Origin of the sequence: Halomonas stenophila (genome assembly GCF_014192275.1) — a bacterium.
GTDB classification, from domain to species: Bacteria; Pseudomonadota; Gammaproteobacteria; order Pseudomonadales; family Halomonadaceae; genus Halomonas; species Halomonas stenophila.
The window spans coordinates 510,642-532,763 of sequence record NZ_JACHXR010000001.1 but is presented as its reverse complement, the minus strand read 5'-3'; the positions used below and the strand labels follow the sequence as shown (position 1 = coordinate 532,763).

Here is a 22,122-nt window from a genome sequence, read left to right as displayed (position 1 = left end):
ATACCTCCTCTCGACCCCGGAGACCCCCAGATGGCGCAGGATCGCGTGGAAGCGGTGGAGCGAGCCCTGACGGTGCTCGACGCCTTCGACGCCGAGCAGGAGGCCTTCAGCCTGGCCGAACTGGCCCAGGCCACCGGCTTCTACAAGAGCACCCTGCTGCGGCTGCTCGGCTCACTGGAACGCTTCGACTACGTCCAGCGTAGCCGCGACGGCCGCTGGCGACTCGGCTCCAGCCCGGTCCGCCTGGCCCGGCGGCATGCCCCGTCACGACACCTGGCGGCCAGGGTCCAACCCCAGCTCGAGCACCTGGCCGCCGAGACCGGGGAGACCGCGGCCCTGCTGGAGGCGCGCCACGGCGAGGCCGAGTGTCGGTTGGTGGCCCTGCCGGCCAGTGACCTGCGCCATGACCTGAGGCCCGGCAGCCGCTGGCCGACCACCAAGGACGACGACCCGCGCCCGGTGCTGCCCGGGGGCCACATGGAATGCCTGGCGCTGACGACGGGCCCCGACGAGCCGCATTTCTGGCTGTCGCTGTCGGGTCCCACCGGCCGCCAGCCGGCCGGTGCGTGGCGCCGGGCCCTCCAGGCGGCACGCGGCCGCCTGGAGGCACCTCAGGCCGAGGAGGAAACGACCCCATGAGACTGCTGCTGGTGGAGGACGACCGCCTGCTGGCCGAGACCCTGGTCGATGCCCTGCGCCTCGAAGGGCATGTCGTCGACCACCTGGCCGACGGCGAGGCGGCCCGGGAGCGCCTGACCGGACCGGAGCACGGCCTGTCGCTGGTGCTGCTGGACCTCAACCTGCCCGGCTGCGGGGGACTGGAGGTGCTGGCGACCCTGCGCGCCCACGACCGCCACACCCCGGTGCTGATCCTCACCGCCCGCGGCGCCATCGAGGACCGGGTGCGCGGACTGGACCTGGGGGCGGACGACTACCTGGCGAAGCCCTTTGCCCTGGACGAGCTCGAGGCGCGGGTACGGGCGCTGCTGCGCCGCCGCGAGCGCGGCCAGCTGCTGCAGGTCGGCCCCCTGAGCTTCGATGGGCTGTCCCAGCGCTTCAGCCTCGGCGACACGCCCCTGGCACTGCCGCCGCGGGAGCAGCGCCTGCTGGCCTGCCTGATGCGTCACGCCGGCGAGCCGGTGGACAAGGCACGCCTCGCCGAGGAGGCCTTCCAGGACCAGCCCATGGGCGACAATGCCATCGAGGTCTATGTCCATCGCCTGCGCAAGCGCCTGGCCGGCGGCGGCGTGGCCCTGCGCACGGTGCGCGGCCTGGGTTACCTGCTGGAGGCGACGTGACCCGCCGGGACAGCCTCTACCGGCGGCTGCTGACCTGGTTGCTGCTGCCCCTGCTGGCCCTGGGCGGCTTGATGGTGCTGCAGGCCTGGATGGATGCCCGCCGCACGGCCGATCGCGCCTATGACCGCCTGCTCGAGGCCGCCACCCTGGCGATCGCCGAGCAGGTACAGTGGCAGGAACAGCGCCTGTGGCTCGACCTGCCCCCCGCGGCCCTGGAGATGCTCGCCACCGACGCCGAGGAACGGGTCTTCTATGCCCTCTACGATGCCCAGGGCCGGTTCGTCACCGGCAACGCCGAACTCCCCGGCGACCCCCGTGAGGTCGGCGAGCGCGCCGATGGCCTGCTCTACCGCGATATCGTCTGGCGCGACCTGGCCCTGCGACAGGGCGTCCGCCGGGCGCACCTGGAGGACTGGCGGCAGCGCGAGCGCTTCGAGGTACGAGTCGCCCATACCCGCGAGGGGCGCGAGCGCCTGGCCGCCGAACTGCTGCGCGGCAACCTGGCCTATATCCTGACCATGGCGGCGCTGGCGGTGGTGATCCTGCTGCTGGCGATTCGCGCCGCCCTGGCCCCGCTCACCCGCCTGCGCCGCGCCATCCGCGCCCGCGATCCGCGCACCCTGGCTCCCCTGGCGCTGAGCCTGCCCAGGGAGCTCGCGGAACTGCGCGAGACCCTGAATGACCTGCTGGCCCGCATGCGCCGGGTGCGCGCCAACCAGGAACGCTTCATCGGCGATGCCTCCCACCAGTTGCGCACCCCCCTGGCGGGGCTGTCGGCGCGGGCCGAGCTGGCCCTGCGCCAGGACGACCCGGCCCGCTGGCGGGAGGCGCTCGAGGCCATGCACACCACCAGCGTGCGTACCTCGCGCCTGGCCATCCAGTTGCTGTCGCTGACGCGCCTCGACAATCCCGAATACCGTCCCGAACTGGCCTCGCTCGACCTCAACGCGCTGGCCCGCCAGGCCGTCAGGGCCCACTGGAACGCCTGCCATCGGGACGCGGTCGACCTGGGCGTCGAGGCCTCGCCGTCGCCGGTGACGATCGAGGGGCTCGACTGGCAGCTGGAGGAGGCGCTGGGCAACCTGATCGACAACGCCAGGCGCTATGGCGCCCGACACATCACCGTGCGCACCCACGCCTCGCCGCCGACCCTGGAAGTGGAGGATGACGGGCCCGGGATTCCCGCCGAGCGCCGCCTGCTGATGCTACGGCCCTTCCATCGCGGCAGCGATGACCCCGACGGCTCCGGCCTGGGGCTGGCCATCGTCGATGGCATCGCCCGCACCCATGACGCCCGCCTGGCCCTCGAGGACGGCGACGATGGCCGCGGACTGAGGGTCGTGCTGCGCTTTCCGGGAGACACGCCATGAGGCTAGGCGTCGCCACCCTGCTGCTGTGGTTGTGTACCGCCCCCCTCGCCGCGGCGCAGGACCTCCACTACCCGGCGCGCCCCCAGCCCAATCAGGCCACGGGGCAGCTGGTGATCCATGGGGCCCTTGACCTGGTGCATGTCCGCCCCCTGCTGGCGGCCTTCCACCGGCGGTATCCCGGCATCGAGCTGACCTACCGCAACCTCGACACCTTGCCGCTCCACGAGCGCTTCCTGGCCGCACCGGACGAGGTGGATGTGCTGATCTCCTCGGCCATGCCCTGGCAGTACCGCCTGGCCAACGACGGCCATGCCCAGCCCCTCGACGCCGCCGTCGCCGCGGCCTGGCCGGACTGGGCCCGCTGGCGACAGGAGCTGTTCGCCTTCACCTTCGAGCCGGTGGTGATGGTGGTCCGCCGCGAGCTGATCGACCGCTTCGGCCGCCCGGAGAGCCATGCCGACCTGCTCACCCTGCTCCAGCGGCACGGCACGGCGCTGGCAGGACGGGTGGTGACCTATGACCCGTCGCGCAGCGGCGCCGGTTATACCTATGCCATCGAGGAATCGCGGCTGTCGCCGCGTTACTGGGACCTGGTGGCCGCCCTGGGCCAAGCCGAGGCAAGCCTGGTGGATACCACCGGCGAGATGCTGGCGGGGCTCGCGGAGGGGCGCTACTGGCTGGGCTACAACCTGCTGGGCAGCTATGCCCACCGGGTGGTGGAACGGGATCCGGCGCTCGAGATGGTGATTCCCGACGACTATGCGCTGGTCACCCAGCGCCTGGCGCTGATTCCCCGGCGGGCTCCTCACCCGAGGAGCGCGCGACGCTTCCTGGAGTATCTGATCGGCCTGGAGGGCCAGCGGGTGATCGCCGAGCAGACCGCGCTGGGCGCGATCCACCCGGCGCTGGACGGCCCGGGGACGGCGGACCGCCTGCGCGCGACCCACGGCGAGGCCCTGCGGCCCCTGGCGCTGGGCCCGGGGCTGCTGGCCACGCTGGATGACCTCAAGCGACAGGCCCTGCTGGCCCGCTGGCGGCGGGAGTTCTCGCGGGGGGGCGAGGCAGGCGAGTGACTCGCCGGGCCCGGCCGACTCGCCGGGCAGACAGGATCATTGCACGTAGCTGAGCTGGACGGGGGCGGTACCGCGACTCAGCATGCCGAGGGCACGGGCGGCCCGCTTGGAGAGGTCGATCACGCGGCCGTCGACGAAGGGGCCCCGATCGGTGATCTCCACCTCGACCTGGCGGCCGGTATCGCGCCGAGTCACCAACACCTTGGTACCGAAGGGCAGACTCCGGTGGGCGGCGGTCAGGGCCTGCTGGTCGAAGGGCTCACCGCTGGCGGTGGCATGGCCCTGGAAGCGGTCACTGTAGAAGGAGGCGACCCCCTTCTGGATCGCGACATCGTCGCGGGACTGGTGGGCCAGCGAATCCCCTGCACAGCCGCTCAGCAGCAGCAGGGACAGCCCGAGACACAACAGACGCCACCCATGGGGACGAGTCGAGCTCGCCTTGCGGGAATACACCATTCGTCACCTCACAACGACTTGTACGCCGATGTCGATCTCCCCGCGACTTCAGGCGCCTTGAGACGTGTCAGACGGCGTCGGGTGCTTTCCCTGCAACCAACCCCTGCTGCCGGCACGATCGTTGTCGAACCAGGCCAGCGCGTCATGCAACGTCACCACTGTGCCGACGATGATAAGCGTCGGCGGTCGAATGGTACCCTGCTCGATGGCCGGCGGCAAGCTCGCCAGGCTCCCCACATGCACGCGCTGGCGGGCGGTGGTGCCCTGCTCGATCAGGGCGAGGGGGGTGTCGGCGGCCAGGCCATGGGCCTTGAGCTGCTCGGCGATGATCGCCAGGCTGCCGAGCCCCATGTAGAACACCAGGGTCTGACCGGGGCTCGCCAGGGCCGCCCAGTCGAGGTCGCAGCCGCCATCGCGCAGGTGGCCGGTGATGAAGCGCACCGATTGGGCATGATCCCGATGGGTCAGGGGAATGCCGGCATAGGCCGCGCATCCCGAGGCCGCGGTGATGCCCGGCACGACCTCGACCTCGACCCCCGCGGCCACCAGCGTCTCGAGCTCCTCCCCGCCACGCCCGAAGATGAAGGGATCGCCGCCCTTGAGGCGCACCACCCGCTTGCCGGCGCTCGCCCAGTCGACCAGCGCCTGGTTGATGCCCTCCTGGGGCACGCTGTGATCCGAGCGGGCCTTGCCCACGTACAGCTTCCAGGCCGCGGGGTTGGCCAGGGCCAGGATCTCGTCGCTGACCAGGCGGTCGTGAAGGATCACCTCGGCGGCCTGGAGACGCCGCAGGGCCTTCACGGTCAGCAGTTCCGGATCCCCCGGCCCCGCGCCGACCAGGCTGACCCGACCCGGCGCCAGCTCGGAGACGGCCTTCGGCAACCGTACGCTATCGGGCGCCCGGGGATCGCTTGCGGCACTCATATTCCACACACCCAAGATTGACAGGATTTAATATGCGATAAAGTAATTAATTTGCCGCCTGATTGCCACTAACGACTCTGCGCAAGCATATAACCGCTGACGTCGGACGCGCCCCTCTGCCCTGCCAACGACATCGCCCCCGCAGGGCGGGGGCGATGTCGTGGGACGGTGGCGATGTCGGCTCAGGCGCCGAGGGCTCGCTTGAGCCGCGGGCTGGCCAGCTCGCCGACCACGGTGATCACGCCCAGCACCAGCAGCAACCAGGGCCAATGGGTCCCGAACTGCACCCTGGCGATACCCAGGGCGTCGACGAAGATCAACAGGATACCCAGCGGGCTGACATAGCGCACCATGAACAGCCACAGCGCATGCCAGGCCGGGGACAGGCCGAGCTCCTCGCGGAAGGCCTCGTTCTTCAGCACGAAGCCGGCGAGCAGCACCATGCCCAGGCCGCCGAGAGGCATCATCCAGCGGGAGGTCAGGTAGTCCAGCCAGCCGAAGAAGTGCTTGCCGGCCAGGGTCCACTCGGCCCCCACGTTGAACGACAGCATGGCCAGGGTGCTGATCAGCCACAGCACGATGCCGGTGCCCCAGGAGGCGGTGCGCCGCGAGATGCCCTTGTTGTCGGTCAGCCAGGACACGGTGGCCTCCACCATGGAGATCGACGAGGTCAACGCGGCCATGGACAGCATCACGAAGAACAGGATGCCGAACAGGGTGCCCAGCGGCATCGCCTGGAAGGCCAGCGGCAGGCTCATGAAGATCAGCCCGGGGCCGCTGGCCGGCTCCATGCCGTTGGCGAAGATCACCGGGAAGATCGCCAGGCCCGCCATCAGGGCCACCACGGTATCGGCCACGGCCACGCTGAGCGTGGTGCGGGCGATGGAGGCCCGCCCCGGCAGGTAGCTGCCATAGGTGAGGATGGCCCCGGAGGCCAGGGACAGGGTGAAGAAGGCATGGCCCAGGGCGGCCAGCATCCCCTCGCTGGACAGGCTGCCCGCGTCGAAGGTGAACAGGAAGCGCAGCGCCTCGACGAAGCCACCGGAGAAGGCCCCATAGCCGATCAGGATGGCCAGCATCACGACCATGCCGGGCATCATCCAGCTGACGCTCTTTTCGATGCCGGCCTGCACGCCCTTGCCGACGATGGCCATGGTGGCGACGGTCACCAGGGTGCTCCAGAAGCCCAGGTTCAGCGGGCTCTCGTTGTTCGCGCCGAAGATCGCCGCCATCTCGTCGACGCTGGAGCCGGCCAGGCCGCCGCTGAGCATCTTCCACAGGTAGGCGAAGGACCAGCCGGCCACCACCACGTAGAAGGACAGGATCATGAAGCCGCAGAGCATGGCCATCCAGCCCAGCAACGACCACACCGGGGAGGCGCCGGACTCGCCGGCCACCCGACGGATGGCGTCGATGGGGCTGCCGCGGCCACGACGGCCGAAGGCGATCTCGGTCATCATCACCGGCACGCCGACGGCCAGGATGCAGGCCAGGTAGACCAGCACGAAGGCACCGCCGCCATACTCGCCGGTGATGTAGGGAAACTTCCAGATGTTGCCGAGGCCGACCGCGGAGCCGGTCGCGGCCAGGACGAAGCCCCAGCGGCCGAGCCACTGGGTACGGGGTTGAGCGTCGTTTGTCATGTCACACCAGGGATCACGGAACTGTTGTTGTCACCCGCCACGCGGCATGGGGCCAGCAAGACGCCCATTGTGACGGATTTTATCGTGAATGGGCAGGGAGACGGGAGATTGTTCTGGCTATCATCGCCCTGCCCGTCGATCCCGACAATCGCTGCCGGGATCGACGAGGAGTGGATCAGTCGTCGGCCTCGAGCACGCCGCGACGGATCTGGTCTTCCTCGATGGATTCGAACAGGGCCTTGAAGTTGCCCTCGCCGAAGCCGTCGTTGCCCTTGCGCTGGATGATCTCGAAGAAGATCGGCCCGATCACCGTCTCGGTGAAGATCTGCAGCAACACGCCCTGGTCGGGACCGCCGTCCACCAGCAGGTTCAGCTCGCGCAGCTCCTCGAGGTTCTCCTGGTGGTTGGGCACCCGCTGGTCGACCCGCTCGTAGTAGGTGTCCGGCGTGGTCAGGAAGGTCACGCCGCTGGCCTTCAGGGCACGCACCGTGGCGTAGATGTCGTCGGTGGCCATGGCCAGGTGCTGGATGCCCTCGCCGTTGTACTCGCGCAGGAACTCGGCGATCTGCGAGTTATCGTCGGCGGACTCGTTGATGGGAATGTGCATCTTGCCGCAGGGCGCGGTCATGGCCCGGGAATGCAGCCCGGTCTTCTTGCCGGCGATATCGAAGTAGCGGATCTCGCGGAAGTTGGCGACGCGCGTATAGAAGTCCGCCCAGACGTCCATCTGCCCGCGGTCGACGTTGTGGGTCAAGTGGTCGAGCACCGCGAGGCCCACGCTGTGATCCTGGGGCGTGCGTCCGGGGATCGGCACGAAGTCGATGTCGTAGATGCTGCGGCCTTCGCCGTCGAGCTTGTGGTCGACGAAGTACAGCAGCGAGCCCCCGATGCCCTCGACGGCGGGAATGCCTACCTCGCCCTCGCCCACCGGCGTCTCCACCGGCTTGGCACCGCAGGCCACGGCATGGTCGAAGGCCTGCCGGGCGTCGGCCACCTTCCAGGCCATGGCGCAGACCGACGGGCCGTGGACACGCGCGAACTCGGCGGCGTGACTGTCCGGCTCGGCATTCAGCACGAAGTTGATGTGCTCCTGCTGGAACAGCGTGACGGCCTTGGAACGGTGCCGGCGCGTCTCGGTGAAGCCCAGCTGGAGAAACAGCTGGCGCAGCGCCTCGATCCCCTCGGCGGTGGGGGCGGTGTACTCGACGAACTCGAAGCCATCGGTGCCGATGGGGTTGTCAGTGTTGGCGGTCTGGCGCGTCTGGGCAGGGGCGTTCATGTAGGACCTCCGGGTCGCTTGTGGTTGTCGTGTCCGGGCGCATCGCCCTTGGCTTGGATGCCCCCAGACTAGAGCGCCCCCGCCCCCGCCGGAACGCCCCGAGACCACGCTTTCCCCGCTGCTGGAGGCCGCCTTGGCCATCCCGCCGGCAAGCATTCGTTACAGCCCCGGCGAGGCCATGAATGGCCTCGCCGGGGCGGCAAGACTGGCTGACAGGCCGTAAGGGATTCGTTACACCGCACCACTGCCGGGTGCGCGCAACAGGGACTCGACGCTTTGCACCTTGTCGTCCATGTGCTGCTCACGGTCGGTGCGCGTGCCGAGCTTCAGGGTGGTGGTGATGCGCGGCGCCCCCATCTCGTGCACCGCCTCGTGGCAACGCTTGACCACGGCCATCACCTCGTCCCAGGGGCCCTCGATGTTGGTGCCGTAGGCGTGCATCCGGTGCTCCAGGCCGGAGGCCTCGATGACCCGCTGACAGGCGGCCACATGGGACGAGACGGATACCCCCACGCCCAGGGGCACCACGCAGAGATCGATGATGACGTGCATGACGTTTTCTCCTCGTTGACGCGGACGGTGGCATGAAGATGCGCACTTTAATCAGTGGTCTATGATGATGGGAGATGCGGTTACGCCGCCAGTATCCGGCATCCAGCCACTGCGGGACCAGGAGGACTCCATGACCAGTGACTCACGCCTCGGCCCTGTTGCCCTGCCCGATACCCGGGCCCGTCACGTTGTCGAGAAGCTGCTGGACGGCTCTGGGGTGAGCCTCAACGGCGATGCCCCCCAGGATATCCGCGTCTACCATCCCGACTTCTTTGCCCGCATTCTCCACCAGGGCACCCTGGGGCTCGGCGAGTCCTACATGGATGGCTGGTGGGACTGCGACCGCATCGACCGGATGGCGAACCTGATGCTGCGCCATGGCCTCGGCGCGCATTCCCAGCCCCCTTCCGAGCGACTCATGTATCGGCTGCAGTCCGGATTCTTCAACCTGCAGAGCCGTGCCCGAGCCTACATCGTCGGCGAGGCGCACTATGACCTGGGCAATGATCTCTTCCGGCGCATGCTGGATGAGACCATGTGCTATTCCTGCGGCTACTGGAAGGACGCGGGCAGCCTCCACGAGGCCCAGAAGGCCAAGCTCGAGCTGGCCTGTCGCAAGCTCGACCTGAAGCCGGGCATGCACGTCCTGGATATCGGCTGCGGCTGGGGGAGCCTGGCCGAGCATGCCGCACGGCATCATGGCGTCAACGTCACCGGCATCACCATCTCCCGGGAGCAGGCCGAGCTTGCCCGGGAGCGCTGCAAGGGCCTGCCCGTGGAGATCCTGCTCGAGGACTATCGCGACCTGGAGGGACGCTTCGACCGCATCGTCTCCATCGGCATGTTCGAGCATGTCGGCCACCGCAACTACGAGACCTACTTCGAGACGGTTCGGCGGCTGCTGCCGCCGGAGGGGCTCTTCCTGCTGCACACCATCGGCTCCAACAACTCCGACATCAGCATCGACCCCTGGATCAACCGCTACATCTTCCCCAACGGCGTGCTGCCCTCGGTCATGCACATCGCCAAGGCCAGCGAAAAGCACCTGCTGATGGAGGACTGGCAGAACTTCGGCGCCGACTATGACCGCACCCTGATGGCCTGGCTCGCGAACTTCGATGCCCACTGGCACGAGATCGCCGATCGCTACAACGAGCGGACCCGGCGCATGTTCCGCTACTACCTGTCCATGTGTGCCGGCGCCTTCCGCGCCCGCAACCTGCAGCTGTGGCAGGTCGTCTACTCGCTGGGCCGCCCGGGCCGCTACGACGCCCCGCGTTGATCCGCGCTGAGCATGCGCCGGCGACGCCTGTTCCGGCTCACCACTCGGCCTGTCCGTGTGTGCCGGCGCCTTCCGCGCCCGCAATCTGTTGTCGTGCTAACAACAAGCACGAAAAGGAAAGAAACGGGCGTTAATGCCGGAGAATTGTCGGCAATCTCCTACAACGGATGGGCAGTGCCAGCCTCCCGCCCCCCGTGTATCATGTGCGCCTCGATACGTTTACAAATAATGACATTGTCCTTCCGGCGCCTGAAACGCGGCAGGAGACGATGAAGCATCTTCCTGTACGCAGCAGGAACGACAAGGACAACCGCATGCCTTCGATCGATGTCATGCCGTGCAGAGAACGACCGGAGCCGCAGCGGGTTCTCGAACTGGCGGAACGACTGCCCGGGTTGATCTTCCAGCTCCACCGCAGCGAGGCCGGGCACCTGCACTTCCCCCACCTGGTGGGGAGCGGAACGCGATTCCTCGATCTGGACCCCGGGGTGCTGGCCGGCGACGCACGCCCGGCCCTCGAGCGCGTCCACGACGACGATTATCCCCGGCTGATGGCCGCCATCGAGCGCTCGGTGCGCTGGTGCACGCCCATCGCCACCAAGTTCCGCCTGATCGTCCAGGGCGAACACTGTCGCTGGATCGCCGTCCGCGCCCAACCCCAGCGGATCGAGAGCGGCGTGCTCTGGCACGGCATGATGCTCGACATCAGCGAGCAGGTGGCCGAGGAGGAGCGCCTTCGGGCGCTGTCCGACACCGACGCCCTCACCGGGCTGGCCAACCGCCGCAAGCTGCTCCAGCGCCTGGATGAGGAGATCTCCCTGAGCAATCGCCACGCCACGCCCCTGTCGCTGATGATGCTCGACCTGGATCACTTCAAGGCCATCAACGACACCTGGGGGCACCTGCAGGGGGACGAGGTCCTGGCCTCGCTGGCGGGGCACTGCCAGGGTCTGCTTCGCGAGGAAGACCTGCTGGCGCGGCTCGGCGGCGAGGAATTCGCGCTGCTGCTGCCGCTGACCCCACGGGCCCACGCCGAGCGACTGGCCGAGCGACTGCGCGAACACATTGCCGCACAGGACTATGGCATGGAGAGCGGCCGCGTCACCGTCAGCATCGGCATCGCCGAACACCGCGTCGGCGATGCCCGGGATATCCTGATGAAACGCGCCGACGACAGCCTCTACCGGGCCAAGCACCAGGGCCGCAACCGGGTGGTGGCCGGCCGCTGAGGGCTCGATGGCTTAATCGACCAGCGCCGCCATCCACTCGGCCTCGAGCGCCGAGGACAGCGGTTGTCCGCCCAGTGCCGCCACCGTCGCATCCTCCAGCCATTCCTGATCGACCCCGCGCGTCCAGTCGCCGGCCGCCCGCTGCCCCTCCTTGCCGGTCAGGCGATGCAGCGGGTGGCCACCCTGCCCCGCCAGCGCCGAGGCCATCGGCTCGAGCAACGCGGAAAGCCGCAAGGCGGGCAGCTGCGCCTTCAGGCGCCGATAGATCCGCAGTCCCTCGGGGTCGAGATCCCCCCAGTAGGTCGGCGACGGCAGGCCGAGCAGTGCCGTCAGGTCCTGGGACGGCCCCTGCTCGCCGACCAGGCGCACGGTCGCCGGGTCGAGCACCGCCTCGCCAAGCGAGAGGCCGTAGCCGAAGCTGCACACCAGGGCGAGGCGGCAATCCAGCCCGACCCGGCAGGCCTGGGCGAAGCTCTGCGGGTTCTCGATCAGCAGAAGCCCTTCCGGCACCTCGGGCATGGCGGCCAGCAGCCACACCGGCGCGGCACGAAAGGCTCGCGGCTCGATGCCGAAGCGGCGCACCAGTTCGCCCGGCAACGCCTCGAGCAGCTTGCTGCTGCCCAGCAGGTAGCGGGCACTGGCCACCTTGGCGCTCAGGCCATAGGCCTCGGGCAGGTCGGCGGCGAGCCGGCGCAGCCCCTCGACCAGGCGACGCTGGTCCGCCAGCGACCAGTCGTCGAGGCGACGCTCCAGGGCCAGGCCCCACGGGATCGCCTGGTCGGCCGTCAGCCCGAGGGAGGCATCGGGACCGACCATCCCCTCGCGCAGGCGGTGGCATTCGCCCTCCGACAGGCCGAGCCGCACCGGGACACGGTGCCGCAGGGCCTCGGGGGCATCGAGGATGCCGAAGCGGGCCAACTCGGCCAGGGCCTGCCACCCCGCCAGTTCCGAGTCGCAGATGCCCTCGCGGTACAGGCGACGCACCAGGGTGTCGCTGCGCCAGCGTCTCGCTCCCTGGCGCCGGTACTGCCGACACCAGTCCGCCTCCAGCCAGACCTGGACGGCCCGGGCCGCCTCACCGGGAGCGCTCATGTCGCTGCCTCCGTGACATGGATACCGAACAGGCTCGCCTCCCCCTCACCCCGACCCAGGGACTCGGGAGCGGCCACTCGCCCGTCGCGGACCATCACGTGTCCGCCCTGCCCCTGCACGCCACCGATGACGCTGCCCACCAGGTAGGTCGGGAAGATCTCGGCATCGTTCTCGTAGTTGGGATTATGGATCAGCCCGATCATCTGGAAGCGCCCGCGGGTGTTGCGCAGCGACTCCAGGGAATCCTGGATCAGCCGGCGATGGGAGAGCTTGGAGAACAGGCCATCGAGCAGGATCACGCTCTCGCGGCTGGCCCGGGCGCGGCGCTTGTGATGCCCGGGCAGCTCGCGCAGCTCACGCTCGATGGCGAACTCGGAGAGCTTGACCAGCCACATCAGCGATACCGCCTCGCGTTGGCCTTCCGACATCGCCTCGTTGAGCGAGAACAGCCGCCCATGGGGACGGATGGCGTCGTGCTTGAGGCGGATCGCCACGTCGTGGAAGAGCCCACGATAGATGCGCCGGCGAATCTGTCCCAGCAGCTCGTCGTCGCGCCGCAGCGCCTCGCCCTCGGCCAGGCCGCCGTCGCGCTCGGCCCGCCGACGCAGGGCCGCCTGGTGCTCGTCGATATCGGCCAGCAGGGTGACGATCAGCTCGCGCAGCTGGTCGCCGCCGATCAGCCCGGCCTTGACCTCGAAGTAGGCGCCGTCCTCGCCATCGCGACGCTCGCTGCCGCGTCGGGCCACGCGCCTGAGGATATCCAGGTTGCCGGCGGCATCGCCGATGATCGAGCCGAGGCGCTCGACCAGGGTGCCCTCGATCTGGTCGCGGGAAGCCTGCAGGCGCGCGACCCGGCCGCGGTGCTCCGCCAGCTGCTCGTCGAGCTGGGCATGCAGGCCGGCCAGGTCGGCCAGGGTCGCCTCGGTCACCCCCTGCAGGGACGCCAGCCGGGCCCGTTCGGTCTCGTTGAACAGGCGGCTGTGGGCGCTCTCCTCCAGGGCCGCGGTCAGCGCCCGTTCGGCCTCGGCCACCTGGCGGGCCTGACGCTCGCGGTCGCGCGCCCGCTCGCCGAGGTGCATCTCGCCTAGCGCGTCGAGCAGCGACTGCTGGCAGCCTTCCAGTTCGGCGAGCTCCGTTGCCTCCGCGCCGCCGGCGAGGGCTCGCCAGCGGGCCAGCGCCGCCTCGCGCGCCTCGGCCTGCGGGGCGTCCTCGGGCCAGGTGGCCTCGCTCGGTGCCAGCGGGGCCCCGAGCCGCCGCGCCCAGCCCGCCGGCAGCTGGCGCACCGCCTCCAGCCAGGCGATGCCCAGTTGATCCACCCAGCCGAGGGCGGCCTGCTGATCGGTCAGGCGCGCCTGGACGTCGCGACGCTCCCGGTCCTTGGCCTTGCGCGCCTCCCGGGTCTCCCTGAGCCGGCGCTTGAGGTTGGCCAGGTCCCGCTCCAGGGCCTGGCTGCCGCCGCTGGCATCGCGTACCGCCAGGTAGGCGCGGATCCGCTCGAAATCGAAATCGGCACGCCGGCCGGCCCGCGCCTGGGCCGCCTCGAGGGTCGCCTGGCGGGCCTCGGCCCCGGCCATGAAGGCCGGCCCTTCCTGGCGCTCGTAGTCCGCCAGGGCCTGGAGGCGGTCACGCTCGCCATCGGCGAACAGGCCCCGCAGTTGACCGTCGAGATCGTCGAGTCGCCCACGCGCCGCCTCCAGGGCCTCGGTCTTCGCCGCCCGTCGCGCCTCGGCCTGCTGCCACTGCTCATCGAGCCCGGCCAGGCGTTCCTCCAGCTCGACCAGTCGCTGGGCACCCCCGGCATCGGCGAATCGCTCGGCGGCGAGCCAGGTGTCGCCATGGGTCTCGAGTTCCCGGGCGGCCCGCTCGCGGGCCGGCTCGACCTCGGCCAGGCGCGTCTCGGCGGCGAGCCTCTCCTCGGCGGCTTCCTCCAGGGCGACCTGGCCGCCCTCCTGGAGAAACCGCTGGTAATCGTCGATGCAGCTCAGGGCGTCATCGGTCAGCCGCGGGGCCAGCGCCTGGCGACGTGCCTCGAGGGCCTCGCGCCGCTCCCCCAGCCGCGGCAGCGCCGCCTCGACGTCCGCCTCGTCGGCCTCACGTGCCTGGAGGGCCAGCGCATGGCGCTCGCCATGGGGGTCGAGGCGATGGCACTCGGCCGCCAGCGCCTCGCGGCGCTGGCGATCGGCGGCCAGGCGCCGCTGGGTGGCCTCGCGCAGGGCCTCCAGGTGGCGCGGGTCCAGGGCGGCCTTCACCGCCAGGGTCTCGACGCCCTGGATCGCGCCCAGCGGCGATGCCTCTGCTCCAAGACAACCGGCGAGACGCTCGCGCTCGACCACCGGCACCGCCAAGCCCGCCTCGACCAGGGCCTCGGCCGCGGCGCCGGCGGCCTCGGTGCCCTCGACGACCGGCGCGAACAGCAGGCCGGCGGCCTGTGCCAGCCAGTCCCGACGCCGTGCCTCGGGGTGGGCCGGATCGTTGAGCACCCCATGCAACGGTTGCCAGGCGATCCCGGCGGCGTCCAGGCAGGCATGGGCCTCGGCCTCCACGGCGCGTCGCTCCAGCGGGTCGCGATTCAACTGTTCCAGGTAGGCCTCGCGCCGGGCGAGCTCGACCTCGAGCTGCTCCGCCTCGGCGAGCAACCGCGGATAGCGGCGCCGCGCGTCCCGCAGCCAGTCCGACGGCGCCAGCTCGCTGACCTCGGCGAAGGCCAGGCGTGCCGCGTGCAGCTCCCGCAGCCGCGCGTCCTCGGCCTCGAGATGATGGGCCTCGTCGGCGAGGGTGCGGGCCTCGGCATGCAGGCGATCACGCAGGTGGACGGGCTCGTCCTCGCCGTGGAGGCGGCGATAGCGACCCGCGGCCTCGGCCAGGGGCGTCAGCCGCGCCCGACGTCGCTCGGCCTCCTCGCGCTGGCGCTGCGCCTCGCGACAGACCTCGTCGAGCTCGGCCAGCGCCGCCTTGCGACCGGCCCAGAAGCCGGACACGGCCTCGTCGGGCCAGCCGCGACGGAAGGCCTCCCAGGGCGCCCGCCCCTGCTCGAGGGGGGCACGCTCCCCGGCGAGCCGCTGGCGCTCCCCATCGAGGCGGCCAAGCTCGCCACGCGCCGTCTCGACGGCGGCGGCGGCGGCATCGCGCTCGGTTGTCGCGGCGTGCCGCGTCGCCTCGAGGGTCGCCTGGCGTTCCCGCTTCTCTTCCAGCAGCGTCTCCGGGTCTTGTGCGGGGTGTTCGCGGCGGAAGGCCGCGTGCCACTCGGCGACCCGCGAGAGCTCGCCCACCCGGGTGGTGTGATCGAGCAGCGCCTGCCGGGCCGACGCCGCCTCGGCCCGGCAGGCCTCGGCGGTGGCCGTGGGCGCTTCCAGCTCGGCCTCGTCGAAGAGCCCTTCTGACAGGGCCTGGGTGAAGAAGCTCTGGTTGTCGACGAATTCGCGCCGGCGGGATTCGAGGCGCTCGCGCTCCTGGTCGAGCCGCTCTGACTCGCCGTCGAGGCCTGCCAGGTCGCGGTCCAGCTCGGCCAGGTAGTGCCGGTCGGCGATCACCTCGTCCCGGAAACGATTGCCATCGAGCGCCTCGAAGGCCTCGGCGCCCGCCTCCAGGGCCGAAACGGCGCGGTGCCGTGCGGCGTCGTCATCGAAGGCCAGGCTGCCCGCCAGCCAGTCACGGGCGGCCTCGAAGCTCAGATGGGCGACGTCCCGGGCGGCGACCCAGGGCGCCTCGGGCAGGTGGATCAGCCGGCGATGATGGTCCGCCCTCGGCCCCTGGTCGGCGAACAGCTGGCGCAATCGGCGCTCGCCGAGGCCGCTGAGCCGTGCGAGCAGCCACACCGAGACCCGGGGTCGGCCGGTATCCCCGACCCCCCAGGCGAAGCCGGCCAGCCGCTCGGCCTCGTCGCCGTCCCCTGGAGGCCGCGGCACCCCCGGCAGCCCGCTCAGCGCCTGGCCGCCGAGCAGGCGCTCGCTGGCGGCCAGCCCCCGGTCCAGCGCGATGAGGCGATCACGCGCCTCGACCAGTGCCTCGCCCCGGCCCGTCAGCCCGGCGAGACACTCCACCTTGTCGCCGGTACGGCGCTGGTCGCGCTCCGCCTCCTCGAGCCGGTGACGCAACTCGGTGATATTGGTCCCGGAGTTGAGGATGACCTCCTCGATCAACTCCTCGCCCTCGTCGGTCTCGCCGCGGGTGGCGCCGGAGAGGATCTCCGGCGCCAGCACCTCGAAGAAGAAGGCCTGGTCGGCCTTCTCGCCGGCCCGGGGGCGGATGGCGTTGAAGATCTGGCTCTTGTCGGCGCCGCCGTCCTTCTGGAAGGCGGCGAGCTGGGCCAGTTCCCGGCGCGAGACATGGGCCCCCACCGCCTCGAGCCACTCCTCGCGGTTGAGCGTCAGACGCACGCCCTGACGGCCCATGGCCGTCTTGACGTCGCTGTTGGCATAGAGCGCCAGCTTGCCGTCGACGGTCTGGTGGTGAACCGGGACGTCTTCCAGCCGGCCGGTGTAGTGATAGAAGGACAGGCCGCTGCCGTCGCTGTAGCCGTAGAAGCCGAAGACGAAGGTCTCGCCGGCGACCTCCTCGCCCGCCGCCGCCAGCATGTCCTCCTGGCCGCCCTGGCCGCTGCGCGAGCGAAACTCCACCCGCAGGTGGCTCCAGCTGCGTCCCTGGCCGGCTACCTGGGTCGGCGAGCACTTGCGGCGGGTCCGCGTCAGCAGGGTCTTGTCCCGGGACAGCAGCCCGATCAGCGCCTCCGCCAGGGTGGTCTTGCCGAAACCATTCTCCATGCTGATGGCGCTGGACTGGCCGCGCAGGTCGAGCAACAGGTGGCGCATCTTGGCCTCCCAGGGAGACGTCACGTCGCCGTGCTTGTTGAGCAGGTTGGCCACCTCGATCCGGTTGATCACGCTCATGCCTCGCCCTCCTCGGCATCCTGTTCCGCCCCGACCCCGGCCTCGGCCGAGACGGCGCCCGGCTCCTCGAGTCGTCCCTCGGCCAGGGCCTGCAGGTGTCCCAGCTGGTGAATGCCGACCTGCTCGCTCTCCAGGGCGCCGAGCAGGGTCTGCTGCCAGACCTCGCCGCCCTCCTCGGCGGCCTCGCGCAGGGGTTCCAGCAAGCCGGCGCGGACCTGCAGGTCGATGAAGGCCCGCACCCGCCGGCTGATGTCCTCGCCGCGCTCGTCGAGCAGCGACAGGTTGGCCTCCGGCACCGTCTCGCCCAGGCCGCGCAGGGCCTCGAGCTGGTCGCGCATCAACTCCACCAGCTCGGGTGCCGAGAAGGTCGCCTCCTGGTAGCGACTGACGTCGGACAGCGCGCGGTTGTAGCGGGTGTAGAGCAGGGTATGCATCAGCAGCCACAGCTGCAGGTACCACTGGGCGAGCTCGCCGCGGCTCTCCTGGCGCAGGCGCAGGGCGTCGAACACCGGCTCGCGGGTATAGAGCGGCGGCTGTTCGAGCTCGGGATCGGGCAACAGCGCAAAGTAGCGCGAGCCCGGTGCGATGCCCGGGTAGTCGCCAGCCTCCAGGACCCGCAGCCGCAGCCCCTGCCCGGCCAGGAAATCGCGCAGGGCCTCGCGCTCGGCATCGCTGGCATCGTCGATCAGCGCGCAGACATCGCGCTCGGAGAGCTGGCCCTCCCGGGCCGCACGGCGCTTGCGGCCGCTGCCCGGCTGGCGTTCGGCGCTGCGGTAGCGCAGCAGGTAGGCGACCACCTCGCCCATCTCGGTCATGTTCATCGCGGAGCGTCCTGTTCCGTGGCAAGAGGCGGCCCGTCGGCCGCGGCGGCGAGTCTCAGGCTGGGCGTCACGTGGCCCTCGATGCGTCGGCCGTCGGGCAGCTCCAGCCGGAAGGGCCGGGCCTCGATGCCCACTGCCAGGGCGTCGTCGAGCTGCTGGGTATCGACGAAGACGTTGAGCAGCTGGGGCAGGCAGTCGGCCTCCTCGAAGCGGTGCCAGCCCTCGGCCAGCGCCTCGGGCAGCGACAGCGGCTCCCGCGCCACCCGTCGGCGCAGCGCCGGCCCCCGGGCCTCGAGGAAGCGCGCCAGCAGCGGGTCCTGCGGGCGGGCGTCGTCGGTCTCGTCGAACACCAGGGCGGCATGGCTGGTCTCGGCCCGGCGCGTCTCGAGCAGCGGCAGCAGCGGCGCCAGGCGCGGCACCGCCACCGCCTGGTGAAAGGGCATCATGCGCTTGACCAGCGCCGCCTGCAGCGCCGGCTGCGGCGCGGCGGTCAACAGCTCCCGGGCCAGGCCGGCGAAGTCGACCACGCCCATGGACTGGACGCGCCCCTCGGCGATATCGGCGAGCAGCTCCGAGAGGCGCCGCGACAGGTTCTCGATGGCGGTGAGCACCCGGCCGATGGCGCCGGACAGCATGCGCAGGTCCCAGTCCTCGCCCTGGGCCTGGCGCCAGGCCGCGAAGCGTTCCATCAGCCGCGGGGTGCCGAGCTGGGCCCGGGCGTCGAGCAGCGTCTGCTGAATGCTCGACAGGGCATTGTGGTAGTGCCGCTCGTTGTCCAGCAGCGCCGAGAGCTTGCCTTCCCGAGTGGGGTTCTCGCGGACCCGGCGTAGCTCCTGGGTCAGGGCGCGAATCGCCAGCAGGATCTGGTTGGTGATATCGGGAATCCGCGCGAAGTCGCCCCGCGCCAGCGCCGCCAGCACCTTGGCCGCATCGTACTCGGAGTACAGCAGGTCCTCGACCTGGCCGGCCAGGGTCACGGCCTGGCGACCGCTGGGCGTCAGGCGCACCTGGCCGGTCTGGCCCTGCTTCTCGATCAGCGCCGTGCGCTTGGTGCTGCGTCCGCCCCGCGTCGCCTCCTCGGCCCGGCCCGTGCCGGCTGCCGAGGACGACTGACGCGCGTCCGGTTGCGGGGACGATTGACGCGCGTCCGGTTGCGGGGACGATTGACGAAAGTGCAGCTCGCTGGGCGTGGCCAGCAGGTTGATGACGAACGCCAGGTCGTCATGCACCAGGTCGGGATAGTAGCTCTTCAGCCAGGCCAGGCAGCGGGCCTGGGAGACGAAGGCGCTGTTGGTGGCGAAGTCGACATCGAGCAGGTATTCCAGCAGCAGGCAACCGAGATCCAGCCAGTAGCCATCACTCAGGCCACTACGCTGCTCCTGGCTGACCTGCACGAAGGGAGAGCCCGGTGCGTGGCGGCTGTCATGCAGGTCGATCAGCCGCGTGGTGGCGACGAGCAGCTTGCTCCATGCGGTCATGTGACATCCTTGGGGCCCGTAAACGGCTCATTATGCCAAGGGGAGGCGGTGCGGGTCATCGCCCCGGCGAGCGTGTATCCTGAGGCCCCCCTTGTGACGGCCCAGGAGTGCGCATGACCGCCATCGACCAGACCCTCGAGCGGGTCTTCGGCTATCCCGACTTCCGCCCCGGACAGCGGCCGGTGATCGAGGCCGTGGTGGCCGGTCGCTCGGCCGCGGCGATCTTCCCCACGGGCTCCGGCAAGTCGCTGTGCTACCAGTTGCCCGCCCTGCACCTGCCCCACCTGACGCTGGTGATCTCGCCGCTGCTGGCGTTGATGCAGGACCAGCTGGACTTCCTGCAGCGCCACCATGTCCCGGCCGCCAGCCTGGCCTCCGGCCAGAGCCGGGAGGAGGTCCAGGCCGTGATGGAGGGGGTGACCCAGGGGCGGATCCGCATTCTGATGGTCTCGGTCGAGCGCCTCAAGAACGAGCGCTTCCGGGCCTTCATCCGTCGCGTGCCGCTGTCGCTGATGGTCGTCGACGAGGCCCACTGCATCTCCGAGTGGGGCCACAACTTCCGCCCCGACTATCTCAAGCTGCCCGACGTGCGCCGCGAGCTGGGCATCCCCCAGGTGCTGCTGCTGACGGCCACGGCCACCCCCAGGGTCATCGACGACATGCGCGCGCGGTTCGCCATCGAGGCCGCCGACGTCACCGCCACGGGCTTCTATCGCCCCAACCTGGACCTGCAGGTGGCGCCGGTGCCCGCCGAGCAGCGCCCCCGGCGACTGGTCGACTGGCTGCGCCCCCGCCTCACCCAGGCCACCCCGCGGCCCAGCATCGTCTACGTGACCCTGCAGCAGACCGCCGAGCGCATCGCCGCCTACCTGCAGGCCGCCGGCCTGCCGGCGGTGGCCTATCATGCCGGGCTCGACGCCGAGACGCGCACCCGGCTGCAGGACGACTTCATGGCCGGCCGAGCGCCCTGCATCGTCGCCACCATCGCCTTCGGCATGGGCATCGACAAGGCCGACATCCGCGCGGTGGTGCACTACGACCTGCCCAAGTCGGTGGAGAACTACAGTCAGGAGATCGGCCGGGCCGGCCGCGACGGCGCCCCCGCCGAGTGCCTGATGCTGGCCGGCGGGGATCACCTCAACGTGCTGGAGAACTTCGCCTATGGCGACACGCCGGAGCGCGGCGCCATCGCCCGGGTCATCGAGACGCTGCCGCCCGCGGGCCAGGCCTGGGAGTTCACCCTCAACGCCCTGTCCCGTGACAGCGACATCCGCCCCCTGCCGCTCAAGACCCTGCTGGTGCAGCTGGAGCTGCGCGGGGTGATCCGGCCGCGCTACAGCTACTTCGCCGAGTACCGTTTCCGGCTGCTGGAGGACGCCGAGACGCTGGTCGGGCGCTTCCAGGGCGAGCGTCGCGCCTTCGTGGAGGCGATCCTGGCGGCCTCCTCCAGGGCCCGGACCTGGTACGGCCTGGACTTCGCGGCACTGGAGCGGCTGGGCGGCGAGCGCGGCCTGGATACCTCGCGGCGGCGGGTGATCACCGCCCTGGACTACTTCGTCGACAAGGGCTGGCTGGTGCTGGAGACCCGCCAGATGACCGAGGTCTTCGAGGTGATCGAGCGCGGCGACGCCCCAGCGCTCGTCGCCGACCTGCACGATTACTTCGTCGACAAGGAGCGCGCAGAGATCGCGCGCCTGCATGCCATGCTCGCGCTGTTCGAGACCGACGGCTGCCTGACCCGGCGCCTGGCCGACTGGTTCGGCGATGACCGCGCGCCCACGCGCTGCGGCCACTGCTCGGCCTGTCGCGGCGAAGTCGCCCGCTTGCCGGCTCCGCCCCGGCCCACCCCCCTGGACGCGCTCGACCCCTGGCGCCTGTGTGCGCCGCTGCGCGATCGCCTGGTTGATGCCGGCGAGGGAGAGGCCGCCACGCCGGCCCTGCTGGCCCGCTTCCTGTGCGGGCTGACCTCGCCCCGCCTGACCCGCCACAAGGCCCGGCGCCTCGACGGCTTCGCGGCGCTTGAGGCCTATCCCTTCGCCGAGGTACGCGACTGGCTGGGGGGCCGCCTGGCGGGATGACGCCTCAAGGACGGCGGCGGCGACGCAGGGCCAGGGTCGCCAGGTGCACCGGCAGATAGACCACCAGGGGCCAGGCCAGCATCAGGCCGACGAGATACACCAGCGGATCGAGGGTCGTCTGTGGCTGACCGAAGGGGCCCTGCACCCAGTTGATGTTGCGCTCGGCGTCGGTGACGACGTAGCTCAGCGGAATCACCAGCCAGGTCAGGGCGACCTGCCACCCCAGGCCGCGGCGGTCGTAGCCCAGCCGCCACACGCCGTAGCCCGCCACCAGCGGCAGAACCAGATGGAACAGCGAGAGCAGCCGAAAGGCCAGGGGGCGGGCGTCATTGAACATGTACTCGGTCCCGCCGATGGGGTGCACCCCGGTGGCGAACGCCACCGCCACGTCCACTGCCCACAGCACGCCCACCAACGCCACCGCCAGCCACTGGGCGGAGATCAGCAGACGGCTCTCGGTCCAGAGGGCGACCAGGATCAGGAAGCTCGCCAGGTCGCACAGCCACAGGAAGTTCTGCCAGCCCAGCACCCGGGCGTAGGTCGTCGCCCAGATGACCACCCAGAGCGTGAAGGTGAGCTTGAGCCATAGCGGCAGGCCTGGCGGTGGCATGTGTCCCTCCGTTGATCGACGCGATATCCTGTCCCCGCCCTTCCGCCGCGA

At 70.5% G+C, this 22,122-nt stretch carries 17 protein-coding genes; 7 read left to right on the top strand and 10 right to left on the bottom strand.

Features of this window, described 5'->3' with window-relative positions:
- The first annotated feature begins 30 nt into the window (after positions 1-30).
- Genes FHR97_RS02345 through FHR97_RS02330 form a run of 4 tightly spaced genes read left to right on the top strand, consistent with a single transcriptional unit; the run spans position 31 to position 3,741 of the window.
- Positions 31-639 (top strand): IclR family transcriptional regulator, encoded by a 609-nt coding sequence (locus tag FHR97_RS02345; RefSeq protein WP_183382150.1) that lies wholly within the window; start codon positions 31-33, stop codon positions 637-639.
- Positions 636-1,298 carry a response regulator transcription factor gene (locus FHR97_RS02340; protein ID WP_183382149.1) on the top strand — a complete coding sequence of 221 codons (663 nt, stop codon included), beginning with the start codon at positions 636-638 and terminating at the stop codon, positions 1,296-1,298. The genes FHR97_RS02345 and FHR97_RS02340 overlap by 4 nt, the downstream gene beginning before the upstream one ends.
- On the top strand, positions 1,295-2,668 hold the full coding sequence (locus FHR97_RS02335) for a sensor histidine kinase N-terminal domain-containing protein (protein ID WP_183382148.1): 1,374 nt from the start codon (positions 1,295-1,297) through the stop codon (positions 2,666-2,668). The genes FHR97_RS02340 and FHR97_RS02335 overlap by 4 nt, the downstream gene beginning before the upstream one ends.
- Entirely contained in the window at positions 2,665-3,741 is a 1,077-nt protein-coding gene (locus tag FHR97_RS02330) for an ABC transporter substrate-binding protein (RefSeq protein WP_183382147.1), read from the top strand. Before FHR97_RS02335 ends, FHR97_RS02330 begins: the two co-directional genes overlap by 4 nt.
- Before the next feature lie 36 nt (positions 3,742-3,777).
- Here FHR97_RS02330 and FHR97_RS02325 read toward each other — a convergent pair whose 3' ends face one another.
- The 5 genes from FHR97_RS02325 to FHR97_RS02305 all read right to left on the bottom strand — a co-directional run bounded on the left by FHR97_RS02325 (position 3,778) and on the right by FHR97_RS02305 (position 8,595).
- Positions 3,778-4,197, bottom strand: a complete 420-nt coding sequence (locus FHR97_RS02325) for a septal ring lytic transglycosylase RlpA family protein (RefSeq protein WP_183382146.1) — start codon at positions 4,195-4,197, stop codon at positions 3,778-3,780.
- 48 nt (positions 4,198-4,245) lie between these two features.
- Positions 4,246-5,121 (bottom strand): uroporphyrinogen-III C-methyltransferase, encoded by an 876-nt coding sequence (gene cobA / locus FHR97_RS02320; protein WP_183382145.1) that lies wholly within the window; start codon positions 5,119-5,121, stop codon positions 4,246-4,248.
- Positions 5,122-5,303: 182 nt separating this feature from the next.
- Positions 5,304-6,764 (bottom strand): sodium-dependent transporter, encoded by a 1,461-nt coding sequence (locus FHR97_RS02315; protein ID WP_183382144.1) that lies wholly within the window; start codon positions 6,762-6,764, stop codon positions 5,304-5,306.
- Between the two features lie 175 nt (positions 6,765-6,939).
- Complete coding sequence (gene hppD / locus FHR97_RS02310; RefSeq protein ID WP_183382143.1) at positions 6,940-8,043, bottom strand: 4-hydroxyphenylpyruvate dioxygenase; 1,104 nt, start codon at positions 8,041-8,043, stop codon at positions 6,940-6,942.
- Between the two features lie 231 nt (positions 8,044-8,274).
- A complete protein-coding gene (locus FHR97_RS02305) occupies positions 8,275-8,595 on the bottom strand; it encodes an MTH1187 family thiamine-binding protein (RefSeq protein ID WP_183382142.1) in 321 nt (106 codons plus the stop codon).
- Positions 8,596-8,725: 130 nt separating this feature from the next.
- On the opposite strand from FHR97_RS02305, the gene cfa reads away from it, so the two are divergent.
- Both cfa and FHR97_RS02295 read left to right on the top strand, forming a co-directional pair.
- Positions 8,726-9,877: a cyclopropane fatty acyl phospholipid synthase gene (gene cfa, locus FHR97_RS02300; protein WP_183382141.1), complete on the top strand. Its 1,152-nt coding sequence runs from the start codon at positions 8,726-8,728 to the stop codon at positions 9,875-9,877.
- 314 nt (positions 9,878-10,191) lie between these two features.
- The gene (locus FHR97_RS02295) at positions 10,192-11,106 is read left to right on the top strand and encodes a GGDEF domain-containing protein (protein ID WP_183382140.1); all 915 of its coding nucleotides are present in this window, start codon (positions 10,192-10,194) and stop codon (positions 11,104-11,106) included.
- 12 nt (positions 11,107-11,118) lie between these two features.
- On the opposite strand, the gene FHR97_RS02290 is transcribed toward FHR97_RS02295, so the two are convergent.
- From FHR97_RS02290 to FHR97_RS02275, 4 genes are read right to left on the bottom strand one after another with little or no spacing between them, the layout of a single operon-like run.
- Positions 11,119-12,198: a Wadjet anti-phage system protein JetD domain-containing protein gene (locus FHR97_RS02290; RefSeq protein ID WP_183382139.1), complete on the bottom strand. Its 1,080-nt coding sequence runs from the start codon at positions 12,196-12,198 to the stop codon at positions 11,119-11,121.
- The gene (locus FHR97_RS02285) at positions 12,195-17,084 is read right to left on the bottom strand and encodes a hypothetical protein (RefSeq protein WP_183382138.1); all 4,890 of its coding nucleotides are present in this window, start codon (positions 17,082-17,084) and stop codon (positions 12,195-12,197) included. Before FHR97_RS02285 ends, FHR97_RS02290 begins: the two co-directional genes overlap by 4 nt.
- Positions 17,081-17,905 (bottom strand): hypothetical protein, encoded by an 825-nt coding sequence (locus FHR97_RS02280; protein WP_183382137.1) that lies wholly within the window; start codon positions 17,903-17,905, stop codon positions 17,081-17,083. The genes FHR97_RS02285 and FHR97_RS02280 overlap by 4 nt, the downstream gene beginning before the upstream one ends.
- Positions 17,902-19,383, bottom strand: coding sequence for a hypothetical protein (locus tag FHR97_RS02275; RefSeq protein WP_183382136.1), 1,482 nt, complete (start codon positions 19,381-19,383; stop codon positions 17,902-17,904). The genes FHR97_RS02280 and FHR97_RS02275 overlap by 4 nt, the downstream gene beginning before the upstream one ends.
- Positions 19,384-19,496: 113 nt before the next feature.
- Between FHR97_RS02275 and FHR97_RS02270 the strand changes: the two genes are divergently transcribed.
- Positions 19,497-21,461: a RecQ family ATP-dependent DNA helicase gene (locus FHR97_RS02270; RefSeq protein ID WP_183382135.1), complete on the top strand. Its 1,965-nt coding sequence runs from the start codon at positions 19,497-19,499 to the stop codon at positions 21,459-21,461.
- Between the two features lie 4 nt (positions 21,462-21,465).
- Here the strand turns inward: FHR97_RS02270 and FHR97_RS02265 are convergent, their stop codons facing one another.
- A complete protein-coding gene (locus FHR97_RS02265; RefSeq protein ID WP_183382134.1) occupies positions 21,466-22,071 on the bottom strand; it encodes a hypothetical protein in 606 nt (201 codons plus the stop codon).
- Between the last annotated feature and the right edge of the window lie 51 nt (positions 22,072-22,122).